The sequence below is a fragment of the Xanthobacter variabilis genome, from assembly GCF_043831965.2.
Taxonomy (GTDB): domain Bacteria; phylum Pseudomonadota; class Alphaproteobacteria; order Rhizobiales; family Xanthobacteraceae; genus Xanthobacter.
The window spans coordinates 873,180-887,646 of sequence record NZ_CM195533.1 but is presented as its reverse complement, the minus strand read 5'-3'; the positions used below and the strand labels follow the sequence as shown (position 1 = coordinate 887,646).

The 14,467-nt window shown below is 62.3% G+C and carries 9 protein-coding genes; all 9 read left to right on the top strand.

The genetic code is table 11. From position 1 onward, the window contains the following. Nucleotides 1-327 precede the first annotated feature (327 nt). On the top strand, nt 328-585 hold the full coding sequence (locus V5F26_RS03875; protein ID WP_394947873.1) for a hypothetical protein: 258 nt from the start codon (nt 328-330) through the stop codon (nt 583-585). 1,493 nt (nt 586-2,078) lie between these two features. After that, a complete protein-coding gene (locus V5F26_RS03870) occupies nt 2,079-3,590 on the top strand; it encodes a hypothetical protein (protein WP_394947874.1) in 1,512 nt (503 codons plus the stop codon). Between the two features lie 1,496 nt (nt 3,591-5,086). Then, nucleotides 5,087-6,229, top strand: coding sequence for a non-hydrolyzing UDP-N-acetylglucosamine 2-epimerase (gene wecB, locus V5F26_RS03865; RefSeq protein WP_394947886.1), 1,143 nt, complete (start codon nt 5,087-5,089; stop codon nt 6,227-6,229). Beyond that, nucleotides 6,226-7,515: a UDP-N-acetyl-D-mannosamine dehydrogenase gene (wecC, locus tag V5F26_RS03860; RefSeq protein WP_394058408.1), complete on the top strand. Its 1,290-nt coding sequence runs from the start codon at nt 6,226-6,228 to the stop codon at nt 7,513-7,515. Before wecB ends, wecC begins: the two co-directional genes overlap by 4 nt. Nucleotides 7,516-7,522: 7 nt before the next feature. Further along, a complete protein-coding gene (locus V5F26_RS03855; RefSeq protein ID WP_394947875.1) occupies nt 7,523-9,136 on the top strand; it encodes a glycosyltransferase family 4 protein in 1,614 nt (537 codons plus the stop codon). Then, a complete protein-coding gene (locus tag V5F26_RS03850) occupies nt 9,133-10,749 on the top strand; it encodes a glycosyltransferase family 4 protein (protein WP_394947876.1) in 1,617 nt (538 codons plus the stop codon). The genes V5F26_RS03855 and V5F26_RS03850 overlap by 4 nt, the downstream gene beginning before the upstream one ends. 30 nt (nt 10,750-10,779) lie before the next feature. Beyond that, complete coding sequence (locus V5F26_RS03845; RefSeq protein WP_509210537.1) at nt 10,780-11,844, top strand: hypothetical protein; 1,065 nt, start codon at nt 10,780-10,782, stop codon at nt 11,842-11,844. A gap of 1 nt (nt 11,845) precedes the next feature. Continuing rightward, nucleotides 11,846-12,877, top strand: coding sequence for a GSCFA domain-containing protein (locus tag V5F26_RS03840; RefSeq protein ID WP_394058414.1), 1,032 nt, complete (start codon nt 11,846-11,848; stop codon nt 12,875-12,877). Nucleotides 12,878-13,102: 225 nt separating this feature from the next. Further along, complete coding sequence (glmU, locus tag V5F26_RS03835; RefSeq protein ID WP_509210556.1) at nt 13,103-14,443, top strand: bifunctional UDP-N-acetylglucosamine diphosphorylase/glucosamine-1-phosphate N-acetyltransferase GlmU; 1,341 nt, start codon at nt 13,103-13,105, stop codon at nt 14,441-14,443. The last annotated feature ends 24 nt before the right edge of the window (nt 14,444-14,467 follow it).

The window sequence follows — 14,467 nt, the reverse complement described above, 5'->3', positions numbered from 1 at the left end:
TTCGGCAGCTTAGGGTCCGGCGTTTGAAACGCTCCGGCCGCCTGAAACTCTGCTGGAGAGAAGGCGCTCCGCTTTCCATGCGTGTTCTACGCCATCTTGGCGTTGTAGGGGCCTCATCACGGATGTCGCTCAGAACGGTTCCGATCGCCGGACATGTAGAGTGAAGGCTGCCGTCGGTGTGCTGGTGAGCCCGGGGTCTGCGAGGCGCGGACCTGCGGCGTTCGTCATACGATTTTAAGGCAGGGCAATTTATGCTATGAGCCCCGGAGCGGGCAAAAATCCGAGGCATGATGATCCGCAAGCTATGTAAATGACGAGCTTAAAGAAATGATCGAACGCAATATCAGCCAAAATGCTACCCTAGAGACCGTCATTTCCGAGAATGCTGAGCTAAAAAAATGCCTTCAAGAAAGAATCGATGATATTGTTGAGCTTAGCAACCGTTTTTTGACGGAAGAGAAGAAGCTAAAAAGCGAAATAAGCGCCTTAAAAAAGCAGGTTAATAAAAAGCCGAAGCCGGCACCGAAAAAGACTTTTCTTCAAAAGCTGTATGGCGCCATAGCGTCGCTATCCAATCGGCGCTGAGCGCTGGGTTTGGCGCTCGGGGCAATGACGGATTTGACGGTGGCCCTGTTTTCCTCACCGGGAACGACGCCTTCCACCCGTCGCGTCGGCGATAGAGCGCGCGGTCATTGGGGGCGGATTGCCGCTTCGCGGTGAGAGGCGACGTGTCCTGACCCCGTCTGCGGCCAGGGGCGCGTCGGCTCAGATGCGGTCATAGCTCGCGTCGCAGATGAAAGCATTGACCGTTGCCGGGACGTTGAACGGGGTGCGCGCCGTCGTGCTCGGCCCTCTGGTCATTGGTCGCCACCATGGCTGCCGGGTGGCCGATCTCGTGGCGGAATGAAGGCAGCGCCGCGTTCTGTCCCCGCCCGGTTGGCCGAATCTGACGGGGTGCCATTCTCTTCGGCCGCGATGAAGGCGCGCTTGCCGCTGCCTCGCGTTCTCGCGCGGTGCGGAAGTTGTTCGGCTGGCCGTGGCCCCCGGGGTGAGCGGCGCAATTTGGCTTGGAACCTTCGGCGTAGAGCCGCGGCTGGTCAGCTCGCGTGCGAAGGGTGGCACTGCAGAGACCGCGGTGCGGCGGCCGTCCCCTGGCGCCTGTGCAAGCTCCTCGGATGACGTCATCGTTGCGATCCGTCGAGGCATTGGCTCGTCCGAGCCGATGGAGGCTACGGCGGCCCCCTCCGCCTCTCGCCGTCGAGGGACAGTAACTTACGCGCTCCGGCGAGCGGGAAGTGGGATGCTACGCGTCGAGCCCGTCAATCGCCGCAACATCCACCACCGAACCCGGCACGGCTTTGTCGTGGACCGCCGAGCGAGCGAGATCGAGCGCATTTGCCTGCCGAGACGCGGTAGAGCTCCCTCCAGATCGAATACGGTCTTGCGTTCAACCCGGCGCGGTTAACCGCGCCGACGTACACGTTCTAATTTCAGCCTAAAACGCCCGTAAATCGATCTGCAGCGGCTCAGCGCTCCGCCGCTTTCTCCACGCGAGATATCGCCCGCTATGTCTTGGGGTTGGTGTATCCACGGGGCGATTGGATCCAGCTACAATGGTACTGGCGCCCTCCCCGGGGGGCCATATAGTTGCGCGTCACTGCGGCCAACGCCACCTCGGTCTTGAAGGCTGCGGAGCGGCGCCGGCAGGTTCACGTGGTCATTGCCTGGTCCTGAGGTGTGGAGACGTTGCCTGCGCTCTCGGGCACGACATTCCGCTCTTTGACAGTCCAAACTCCTCGAACCACTTGCGAGATCCTCAGCCGCCGCGACGAAGGTGGACGGCTTCAGGAGACCACCGGGCACAGCCCACTGGCCGAGGCCGAGGCATGCCATTACCCTTAGCGTTGAGCAGAAATGGTGCATCTGACTTGAGGCGCACGTCTTTCCCAAAACCCGGTCGCCCTCGGAGCCCCGCGAGGTGATCTCCAAATGCTGGACAAATTTGCCGGAACGATTCAGGTTTAATTCACTCCACCAAATGCCCGGACCAAACACCTAGCGATGCGGAGACGGCGGTCGTGTTCGAAGTCAAGTGGATAAGCTCGTGGCTAGGTAAGCGGAAGCAGACAATTTTGCATGACGGGGCTGATCTCGTTGTTCGGCAGCATTTGGAGCACCGTGGAGACACCCTGGTCATCAGCTTCGCGGCCCGCGACGGGCGTGCCAAATGGCGAGGTAAGCCGGCTAGTGAGATCGTGGGGCCAGCTGAGACTTTCCTGAATAAAAATAAAATACCATCGATCAGCTTTTATAATCGCTGGAACCATTGGTGGCAGACGCCCGAAATGGATGAGGTCATCGATAAGCTTCACAGGGAGCGGATTCTTTCAAAATATAAAACGATCGTAACCTATGGCATGAGCATGGGCGGCTATGGCGCCCTCATGTTCTCGGAGCGGTTGGGTGCTCATCGGGTGCTCGCCGGCGTGCCGCAATATTCGATCGATGGGGAAAAGATCCCCACCGAAACGCGCTGGGGCGCTGATCGAGAGCGGATCGTTTTGCAGCATGATGATATGGATGCCGGCCTGATCAAGGGCGGAGAGGTGATGGTTCTGTTTGATCCGTTGTTTCGAGCCGATTGCATCCACGTCGATCGTCTGCGGCGGCATCGCGCCATCACGGCGTTGCCGGTGCCGTTCGCCGTCCATGGGCCTGGCGGGCTTCTTAAGGACATGGGCATCCTCTCCTCCACTGTTGTTGCCCTGTTGCTCAACGGGTCGTCTGGCGTGCCATTTCGAAGCCGGGTTCGTTCCACGCGTCGCCTGTCGCCCATTTACATGGGGCGCCTGGCGCAGGCTTTGACGCGTCGGGTGGGAGCGCGCAGCCGGGCGGCGGCGGCAGAGATAGATAGCTTTAGCTATGAGATGCTGGAACAGCGCGTGGCGGTGGACCCGAGATACGCCGCGAAATCATACACATCAAAGGTCGCCGCGAGATTGGTGATGATCAGGGCCAAGGCGCTCGGGGCGGCGGGACACCATCGCGATGTCGTCGAGCTGCTGCGGCGCTGGATCCCTTCGGTGGCCAAGCCGGACACCCTTCTGCTCCATCTAACGCTGGGCGCGGCGCTGGCCGAGATTGGAGACAAGGCAGCGGCCGCGGCGAAGCTCCGGGAGGCGATCGCGCTGCCGGTCCCCGTTACCGAATCTCAAATGAGAGTCCTCCTTCGACTGCTTCGTGATCACGGATCGAAAGCTGACGTGCTGGCTGTCGAGCAGCGACATCGCGCTCTCCTTCTCAAGAAAGAGGCTCTTTCGCTGCCCTTTGGCGAGATCCTGTTGCGATTTGACTGCGCGGATCGGGCTGTAGAATATTTTCGCGCGGCTCGTGCCAGCTCGAACCCCGCGACGCTCAAGCTCGCCCGGCGCCGGGTGCTCGGCTTGGCCGCGGCCGCCGGCGCGGCGGAGGCACGAGCCCTGCTGCGCACCCTGCTATCCGCCCCCGAACTTGCCCGCGAGCGGGATCGGCTCGAGAAAGAGTTGCTCCAGCGGTTCGAGGCGGCCACCGAGCCAGAGGCCGCAACCTGAGCAAAGCGCCGCCCGGCGCGCCACCACCGCGATGATTGAGCTTATGTAAAAAGGTAACATTGGCCGCGTTAGTCTAAGTTGTTCCGGGGCCGAGGGTGGCCGTGGTCGGCGCGCGGCGCGGATTGTGCTCGCCGCGTCGGGAGGCGACCGGACGAGGGGTAGCAACTTGTTTTCGCAGCTGAATAATCCGCCTCGCGCGGAATGAACTCCACATGCCGAGCGACACGCACGGCCAGCCGCGCGTCGTGGATCGGCGGGTGAAGTGGCGGATCAGCCATCGGGTCGCGCGTGTGCAGGGAGCGGGGTCCATGTGCTGGCCGGGAAGGGCCGCGTGCCCCCTCTAAAATCGCTATGTCCGTTTGTAGCGCGGACCCATGGCGGGCTCGTTTGGCCGCTGCGCGCACCGGTCGGTTGGCCCATCCTCCTCCTTCTCGTCGGCGGCCAGGCGGCTGACTACTCGGTTGGATGGCCGGAGCCCAAGGGGATGCCGAAGGCGCGATCTTGCAAGGGGGCAGGGGCCAGGACGGCAACCGGGCGACCGAGCGGCGGGGGTGTGGGGCGATGCCGAATATTCTTTCCAATGCCTGTTGGCGTTGGAAACGCGGCTTCTCTCCGCTGCTGACCTGCGATGGCGCCGCATCGCCGCCGTCGTCAGCTATTGGTTATGAGGCGGGGCCCTGGGTGTTTTGTCGCGGGATGCCGCCATCGCAGCCGGAATGCGAAAGCTGCGACGAGGCAGATGGCTAAGAAGAAGCTTTGCGCGAATCGATCCTGCAGCCTCAGGATTCGACGCCGGTTGCGTCCCCTTCGAGGGGGCTCGAGCCTCGGTCATGGGAAACGAAAGCCAGTGCGCCCTCGTTTTGGCGGCGGTTGAGCATGCCCCGGCCGGTCTTGCTCACCTCAAGAGTTCAGGTCGCGAGCGGGCGCTTTCCGGTCGCAAGGCTTCGCTTTGTCGTGCCGGGGCGAATCGTTCGATGGACCAAATCAGCGTGCCAGAAGTGGGGGTACAATAATAACATACATCGATGACTTGCGGGCGCATTCACCGACGTGGGCCCAGCAGCGCGCGTTGAGCCGTGGAAATCATGTCCTCCGCAGGTCGTCGAATGCGCGCAGAGCAAGATATCCTAAGGTCCGAAGCACGCTTTGATTGGTCTGCTCCGGCCCCGTACAGCGTGCCGCCGATCTGCATGGACAGCCCCTTGCCCACATCGGCTCCCGCTATCTTCTGGTAATTGCACGAGGAAACGGGGGAACGGCGAGCGTCGCCACGGTTGACCTGATCACCTGCAAGCTTGAAGCGTGTTCAAGGGGCGGATCCGGCGCCAATCGCACGTCCCTCCCGCATGCCGCAGAGGAAATTTGTGCCGTGTTAGCCCTAACTTCTCCAAAGTTGCAGAGTCCCGGGCACCCATCCGTCTCAAAATGAGGTTGGCATTTTAGGCCTTGTCCCTTATAGCTCTGCCGCAATTTCGAAGGATGGCTATTCAACTGTGATGAGTACTCTGCGGACACTCACGGTCTTCGGCACGCGTCCTGAAGCGATCAAAATGGCCCCTCTTGTCCTTGGACTCGCGGCTGACCCCCGTTTCGAAAATTCGGTCTGCGTGACCGCGCAGCATCGAGAGATGTTGGATCAGGTCCTTAATCTATTTAAAATTTCTCCGGATTATGACCTTAACGTGATGCGCCGGGGTCAGGATCTTTATGATGTCACCAGCGCGATTCTGCTGGGGCTGCGCGACGTCATCGCTCAGGCGCGGCCGGACATCGTTCTTGTTCATGGTGATACGGCAACCACGTTGGCAGCTACACTCGGTGCTTACTATGCTCGGGTACCGGTGGCCCACGTCGAGGCGGGGCTGAGAACGGGTAATCTCTATTCTCCGTGGCCGGAGGAAGGCAGCCGGCGCGTCACCGGGGCATTGGCAGCCCTGCATTTTGCGCCCACCGAGGGTTCGCGGCAGGCGCTTTTGCGAGAGAATGTGGCTGATGGGAGTATTGTGGTAACGGGCAATACCGTTATCGACGCGCTTCTGCATGTGGTCGAGCGTATTCGGGACACTCCGGCGCTCGAAGCGGAGCTCGCCGGGCGCTTCGAGTTTCTCGCCGACCGCAGCCGGCGGATGGTTCTGGTCACAGGTCACCGCCGGGAGAGCTTCGGCGGTGGATTTGAACGCATCTGCCAGGCGCTGGCCCGACTCGCGCGGCGTTTCCCCGATGTCGACATCGTCTATCCGATGCACCTCAATCCCAATGTGCGGGAACCCGTGCTTCGGATCCTGGGGAACTGCGCCAACATCCATCTGATTGAGCCGCAGGACTATCTGCCGTTTGTGTGGCTGATGAATCGCGCTTACGTAATCGTCACCGATTCGGGGGGTATTCAGGAGGAAGCGCCTTCGCTGGGTCGTCCAGTCCTGGTGATGCGCGACACGACCGAGCGCCCGGAGGCCGTCGAGGCTGGGACGGTGCGTCTGGTCGGCACTGATACCGACGCGATTTTCGATTGGACGGCGCGCTTGCTAACTGACGAAGACGCTTGGAACAAGATGAGCTTCGCCCATAACCCTTATGGCGATGGAAAGGCCGTTCCGCGGATTCTGGACGCGCTGGAACGGTTCGGAGAGCAGAGATGAACAAGGCTTTCGATTGTGTCTGCATGGTGGGGCTGGGCTATATCGGCCTGCCCACCGCCGTGGTCTTCGGGCTCCGCGGCGTCAATGTAGTCGGCCTTGATGTCAACAAAGCCGCGGTGGACATGATCAACCGTGGCGAAAGCCACATCGTCGAACCGGGTCTGAATGACGCTCTGCGCCGGGTCGTGGCTGCGGGGCATCTGCGCGCGGTGACTCAGCCGGAGCCGGCCTCAGCGTTTCTGATTGCCGTTCCCACGCCGTTTGTGCACGAGGGTGACGGGCACGATCCGGACCTGACCTTTGTCGAAAAGGCCGCACGTTCCATCGCGCCGGTCCTGAAGCGCGGTGACTTGGTGGTGCTCGAGTCCACGAGCCCGGTGGGTGCGACGGAAAAGATGGCGGGTTGGTTGGCCGAGGAGCGCCCGGACCTGACTTTCCCCCATACCCATGGTGAGGACTCGGATATCCGTGTGGCCCATTGCCCTGAACGGATTTTGCCGGGCCATGCCCTCACGGAGCTGGTCACCAACGATCGCATCATCGGCGGAATGACGCCGGCTTGCGCGGCGCGCGCACGCACGCTCTACAAGCTTGCCGTCGATGGGGATTGCATCGAAACGGACGCGCGTACCGCCGAAATGGCGAAGCTGACCGAGAACAGCTTCCGCGACGTGAATATCGCCTTCGCCAACGAGCTTTCGCTGATCTGCGATCGTTTGCAGATCAATGTTTGGGAGCTGATTCGGCTCGCCAACCGTCACCCGCGGGTCAACATCCTCCAGCCGGGCCCCGGCGTGGGTGGCCACTGCATCGCTGTCGACCCATGGTTCATTGTGAGCCAGACCCCGGCGGAAGCCCGCATCATCCGTGCTGCGCGAGAGGTCAATGACGGCAAGCCGGAATGGGTGCTCGCCAAGGTCCATCAAGCGGTCGCGGAGCATGTCGAGGAGACCGGAAAGCCCGCGCGGATCGCCTGTCTCGGACTGGCATTCAAGCCAAATATTGATGACCTGCGCGAAAGCCCGGCGCTGAGCATCGCCACCCGGCTGGTGGAGCTGTATCCGGACCGCGTGGACGTGGTGGAGCCCTTCGTCAGCAAGCTTCCGGCTTCGCTTGAAGGACGGACGCGCCTGGTGCGTCCGCGCGAGGCGCTCGACGCCTGCGACGTTGTCGTCCTGCTGGTCGATCACGACGACTTCAAGGCAATGCCAATGCCGCAGAAGCCCCGGCGTCTGGTTGACACGCGAGGCGTGTGGACCGGGCAGGCGAACTACGCAACGGTATAGCCCGACGATGAGCGATCTCGACACTCCCGCGGTGGATCCTGCTGCAGCCAGCCGTCAATATGTGGAAGCCGCCGACACATTGGGGCGGTTTGGACGGAGCGCATCTAAGCTCTTTATGCTCAAGATGGCATTGGATCTGCATGCAGATCCAATGATCATGCGGAAGATCTTTGCCACTGCGATGGAGCTGGAGGCTTATCCCGACGCCATAGAGGCTCTGCATCGCATAGAGCCTTTTCTGCTGTCATCGGAGTCGGAGAAGGACCAGAACTGGCTGCAGATTGCCCGTCGCAAGGTTCTCGGGCGCCCATTGGTGCCGGCGGTGATCGAGCCCCGGCTTCGCCAGCGCGCCCCTCGGACGGATAGTCCCGTCAAGGGGCGCATCTGCTACGTCCTTCATAATGCCCTGCCGTTCGCATCGGGCGGATATGCGACGCGCGCCCAGGGGTTGGCCAAGGGACTGCAGGCGCAGGGATTCGAGGTGATTGGGATCACCCGGCCGGGCTTTCCCGTCGACACCACGGACATCCGCAAGGAAGATGTTCCCGCCTCCAGCAACACCGATGGGATTTCCTATCGCCATCTCGTCTCGCCGGACCGCAATGAGGTCAAGGGCGAGGAGTATGTGATCCAATCCGCCGAAGTCTTGAAGGGCGTATTTCAGGAGCTCCGGCCGGCTTTGGTTCTGGCGGCTTCGAACCACCTGACGTCGTTGCCGGCGCAGCTCGCAGCTCGGGCGTTGGGTATCCCGTTCATGTATGAGGTTCGAGGATTCTGGGAAGTCACCCGGATCTCGCGGGAGCCGAAGTTCAAGAAATCGCTCAGCTATGCGCGGTTTTCCCGGCTTGAGGCGCTGTCCGCCATCTACGCCGATCACATCTTCACTTTGACCACTCCGATGCAGGAGGAGTTGGTCGCGCGCGGGGTGCCCGAACAGCAGATTTCACTGCTTCCGAATTCGTGCGATCCGGCGCGCTTCGCGCCTCGGGAGCGCGATCTGGAGCTTGCGGCTCGACTCGGCATTCCTCCCGATGTTCCGGTGATCGGCTACATCGGATCCTTCGTGCAATATGAAGGACTGGACGACCTGGCCAGGGCTTGCGCCATGTTGGCCCGGCGGGGCCTCGATTTCCGTTTGCTGCTGGTCGGCAGCGAGGATGTCTCGTCGAATACCAAGGGCCCTGTCACGGCTGCGATCGAAGAGGCTGCGGCGGATGAGGCCCTGGCACACCGCCTGATCATGCCGGGCAGAATCCCCCACGATCAGGTCGCGGCCCATTATTCCCTGATCGACATCGCACCCTTCCCCCGCAAGCCCCAGCCCGTAACGGAAATGGTGTCGCCCATTAAGCCCTTGGAAGCTTATGCCATGGGTAAGGTGGTCGTCGCATCATCGGTCCAGGCGCTGGCCGAGATGGTGCAGCACAATCAAACCGGAATGCTGTTCGAGAAGGGCAATGTGGAGGCTTTGGCGGACGTTCTCCAAGAGCTGATCCTGCATCCTGAGCTGCGCCGGTCCCTTGCCGCAGAAGGCCGGAAATGGGTTCTGCAGGAGCGGACGTGGGAGCGCACCGCTGCGCAAGCGCGCGAAGTCTTCGCCCATTTTGGGGTGACACCATGACTGCAGTTCATGTGGAGTGCGAAGCAAGCGAGGTCGCGTTAGATCTACAAAAGGCGAACGGCCTTTATGAAGCCGCCGAGCGGCTGATGAAGATCGGTCGCTTTCGGTCCGCGCTGGCGATGCTGCAATATGGTGGCATGCGGCCCGCAGCCCTGAAGATGCTGACCGAGATCTATCGCAAAAGCATGGACGCCCGCGATCCGGAGTTTGCGCAGGGCGCGCGTGATCTGATCAATGCGCATTGTCCGGAGGAGGAGCGCAAGGCGCTGTATCAGCGCGTGGGCGGGTTTCTGGCGCCGGAAGTCGACTCTGGCCTGCTGGCGGAGGCCGGTTCTGTTCCCTCTGGTCCCCGCACCCGCGGCGCGCGGAACAGGGTTCTTTATGTTCTGCACAACTCCCGGCCTTATGCGACCGGTGGCTACGCAACGCGCGGGCATGGTCTGGCCAGTGGATTGAGGGCGCAGGGGATCGACTTGCTCTGTCTCTCCCGGCCCGGCTTCCCTGCCGACACCGACCCTGCGCTTGAGGGCACGGAAATTCCGGCCCTGGATCTGATCGACGCGGTGCCTTACCACCGAAGCGAGACGCCGGTTTTCCGCCGTGGATGGAACTCGAAAGAGTATTCTGTTGCGGCAAGCCAGGTCCTCGAAGCGCGCATCCGCGAGTTTGATGTCGACTGCGTTCTCGCTGCTTCCGCCTATGTTTCGGCACTGCCTGCGCTCGTCGCCGCACGCCGGACCGGGCGACCGTTCATCTATGAGGTGCGTGGCCTGTGGGAAGTCGCCCGCTATTCGGCGAAGCCGGTCATGAAGACGTCTCCTATAGTGATCGCGGAGACGTTTCTTGAGACCCATATCGCCAAGAATGCGGATGCCATTCTCACCTTGACCGGCGGGATGCGCGACGAGCTGATCAAGCGCGGAGTGGCGCCTGAGAAAATCACGCTGGTGCCCAATTCCTGCGATCCCTCAAAGTTTGTTCCACGCGCGCGTGATGCGGCCTTGGGGCGTGAGCTGGGCATTCCCGACGGGGTGCCGGTCATCGGGTACATCGGGACCTTCGTGCAGTATGAAGGGCTTGATGATTTGACGCGCGCCTGTGGCATTCTTCGCCGACGTGGCGTGGACTTCCGTCTGCTGTTGGTTGGCAGCGAAAATACGCTGACGAACAATCATGGCCCGATTCGCAAGGCGATCGAGCGGATCGCCGCAGAAGAGGGAATTACCGACAAGGTGATCTTGGCGGGCCGAGTCCCTCACGAGCAAGTTCACGGCCTGTATTCACTCATTGACGTTGCTCCATTCCCCCGCAAGCCGCAGCCGGTGACCGAGATGGTTTCACCCATGAAGCCGCTTGAGGCGCTGTCGATGGAGAAAGCGGTTCTGGTCTCCTCGGTTCAGGCTCTGGCCGAAATGGTCGTCCCGAACGAAACCGGGCTTGTGTTCGCGAAAGGCGACCTGAATAGCTTGGCAGATGGCCTTGAGCGTCTGATCCGGGATGCCGACCTGCGCCAAACTCTTGGACGCAATGCCCGAGACTGGGTGGAACGCAATCGCACCTGGGAACGTACGGCATCGACCGCGAAAATGGTGCTGGACGGTTTCTTGGACTAGGGCAAGTTCAAGCAAAGCGGGTAGGCTTGCTTGAAGAAAACGCGTCAACGGGAGATTCCGGGCGTTTGCCGTGAGCCGATGCGCGCGGATAAGGACTCCACAGCGCGGTTCCGGTTGGTTCGTGGCAGGGAAAGCCAAATGCTAGAGATACCAGACGAAGCACTCCGGGTGGCCGCAGCAGCGACCAGCCCCGTTACCGTGGATCTCCCGTTTCGTTCCGGGAACGTGATGCTTCACGCGCGCCTGACGACTCGTCCGGGCGCAAGGACGGTGCTCGTTCTGTTTCATGGAGCGCTGGACAGGAAAACGCGCAAGCCGCCGGAATTTGTCGCGCCATCCAAGACCTTGATGGCCGCAGCGCACTGCCTTTCGATCGCGGATCCGTTGCTTCTGCGCTATCCGCGCCTCGGTATCGCTTGGTATGCTGGCGATCAGCAGTGCGATACGCGCGGGCTTGTGTCTGAGATGATCCGATCTGTTTCGGAGGTTCTGGGAGTTTCCAGGCGCATCTATCACGGCACTTCGGGGGGCGGTTTCGCCGCATTGGCCTTCTCCCATGGCGACCCCGACAGTGTTGCCGTAGTCGGCAATCCGCAGACCAATATTGAATCCTATTACCCTGCGGCGATCGAGCGGTATCGCGAGGCGGTTTGGCCTGATCTTGCGGCGGATCGCCCACTGAGCGACGTGATCACGAGTGACCTTTGTAAGGTATACGCGGCTGGATTCAGTAATACGGTCATCTACGTTCAGTCTATTGGAGATCGGCACCATTACCTCAAGCATGCGCTGCCATTTTGCGCGGCTGTCGCAGGTACCAATACGCCGGAGAGATTTCTTCTACATTCGGATTTCTGGGGGCGCACCGGCCACGTTGCTCAGCCGCGAGAGTACGTCTTTTGGATTAAGGCGGCGTCCATGCTCGATGATCTGGACCCCGAGAAGCTGCTGAAAACCCGTTTTCGCGTGGAAAGCTCGGTGAACCGCCTTCAGGCCGCAAAGGGCGAGGCTGCGGCCAAGCCCAAAACGTTCGCACCCGCCGATCTGGAGATCCACGCTTTGTTGGCGGAACTCCGCAAGCGGAAGGAGAGCTGAAATGGTTAATCCCTATCGCCAGTTTCCGCAGCGTAGCTTTTGGAAGCCCGCGGTGACGGAGCGTCATGTCGCCGATATGGCCGACATGTGGGATCCGCTGCCTCTGAAAAAGGCCGATAAGGTTGCAACGGCAGGCAGTTGCTTTGCCCAGCACCTGGGGCGCAATCTGAAGGTGCGTGGCGCAAATTACATGGATCTTGAGCCGGCGCCGGACATCTTTACGGACGAGGCGGGCGCCCGTCGCTTCGGGTTCGGGGTTTTTTCGTGCCGATACGGCAATGTCTACACCGCCCGCCAGATGCTGCAGCTCGCGCAGGAAGCGTTGGGACTGCGTACGCCATTTGAAATCGTCTGGGAAAAGCAGGGCCGGTTCTTCGACGCGATGCGCCCCGGTATAGATCCGGTTGGCGAGGCCCGCGTCGAGGACGTCCTTTCCGCGCGGGCGGACCACCTCGCAGCCGTGCGGCGCATGCTGGAAACCCTCGACCTGCTGGTCTTCACCCTTGGCCTGACCGAGGGCTGGGAAGCGAAGGCGGACGGGACCATGTTTCCCACCGCGCCAGGGACCATTGCCGGCAGCTATGATCCGGCGAAATACGCCTTCCGCAATCTGCGCTATGGCGAGATCCTTGAGGACATGCAGGCCTTCTGGCAATTGCTGAAGTCGGTCAACCCGGGCGCGCGGATGTTGCTGACGGTCTCGCCCGTTCCCTTGATCGCGACCGCGACCGGCCAGCATGTCCTGCCTGCGACGACTTATTCAAAGTCGGTGTTGCGGGCGGTGGCTGGCGACCTCGCGTCCGACCATGCAGATATTCATTATTTCCCATCTTACGAGATCATCATCGGACATCCGTCTCGAGGGTTTTTCTTTGAACCCGATATGCGGAACGTTAATGAGTTCGGCGTGGATCTCGTGATGCAGCAGTTCTTCACCGGTCCATTGGCGTCGGAATTCGCGACATCTGCCCTGGAGGCGGGAGATGACGAGTTCGATGTCGTTTGCGACGAAGCGAAGATCCTGGAGGGCTGAGTCCGGCGCGCGATATGGGGATGGGGAGGCCTCCGCATCCTTCCTGCGTCTCCTGCGGCGGTGACGAGCCGGTGCGCGTGGCGAACCGTGCCAGCACCCAATGGGCGCTGGTCACTCGCTAGGGTTGAGCGCGCGCCCAAGGCGGAATGAGCGGCAACAACCACGCCGAGCGCTGCCTTTCCGCTGGGGGCTGGGCGGTTGGAGCGGGGGCAGGGAGTAAGCATGATGAGGGAACGGGCGCTGCTGGTGGTTGTGCTGGCTGCAGGTGAGGGCACGCGCATGGCCTCGCGTCTGCCGAAGGTGCTGCACAAGGTGGCGGGCCGCACCATGCTTCACCATGTGCTGGAGACGACGCGGGCCGCGGGCGCCACGGGCACGGCGGTGGTGGTGGGCCCTGACCGGGAGGATGTGGCGGCCGAGGCGCTGCGGGTGAGCCCCGATGCGCGCGTGTTCGTCCAGCGCGAGCGGCTCGGCACCGCCCATGCGGTTCTCGCCGCCCGCGCGGCGCTGGAGCAGGGCGCCGACGACATTCTCGTGCTTTATGCCGACACCCCGCTGATCCGGCCCGAGACGCTGGCCCGCCTGCGCGCCCCCCTGGCCGAAGGGGCGGCGGTGGCGGTGCTGGGCTTCCGCCCCGCCGATCCCACCGGCTACGGCCGGCTTTTGACCGAGGGCGACACGCTGCGCGCCATCCGCGAGGAGAAGGACGCCAGCGCCGCCGAAAAGGCGGTGGGCTTCTGCAATGCCGGCCTCATGGCCCTTTCGGGGGATGTGGCGCTGGGTCTGCTGGAGCGCATCGGCAACGCCAATGCGAAGGGCGAGTACTACCTGACCGACATGGTGGAGCTGGCCCGCGCGGATGGCCTGAAGGCGGTCGCCGCCGAGGCGGACGTGGAGGAGGTGGCCGGCGTCAACAGCCGCCTCCAGCTCGCCGAGGCCGAGGCGATCCTGCAAGGGCGCCTGCGCCGGGCCGCCATGGCGGCGGGCGCGACCCTGGTGGCGCCGGAGACGGTCTTTCTTTCCGCCGACACGCGGCTGGGCCGGGACGTGGTGGTGGAACCCCATGTGGTGTTCGGCCCCGACGTGACGGTGGGGGATGACGTGGTCATCCATTCCTTCAGCCATCTGGAGGGGGCCTCTGTGGCGGAGGGGGCCAGCATCGGCCCGTTCGCCCGCCTGCGTCCCGGGGCGCGCCTGGAAAGCGGCGTACGCATCGGCAATTTCGTGGAAATCAAGGCCTCCCACGTGGAACAGGGCGCCAAGATCAACCATCTCTCTTATGTGGGCGATGCCCATGTGGGCGCGCGCTCCAATCTCGGCGCCGGCACCATCACCTGCAATTATGACGGCTTCGGCAAGCACCGCACCGAGATCGGCGAGGGCGCCTTCATCGGCGTCAATTCGGCGCTGGTGGCTCCGGTGACCATCGGCAGGGGCGCCTTTGTGGGCACCGGCGCGGTGGTGACCGACAGCGTGCCCGAGGATGCCCTGGTGCTGGCCCGCAGCCGGCAGACGGTGAAGGAAGGCTGGGCCCGCGAGTTCCGCGCCCGCAAGGCCAGGGAATGAGCCGCGCCCCCAAGTCAGGGATCC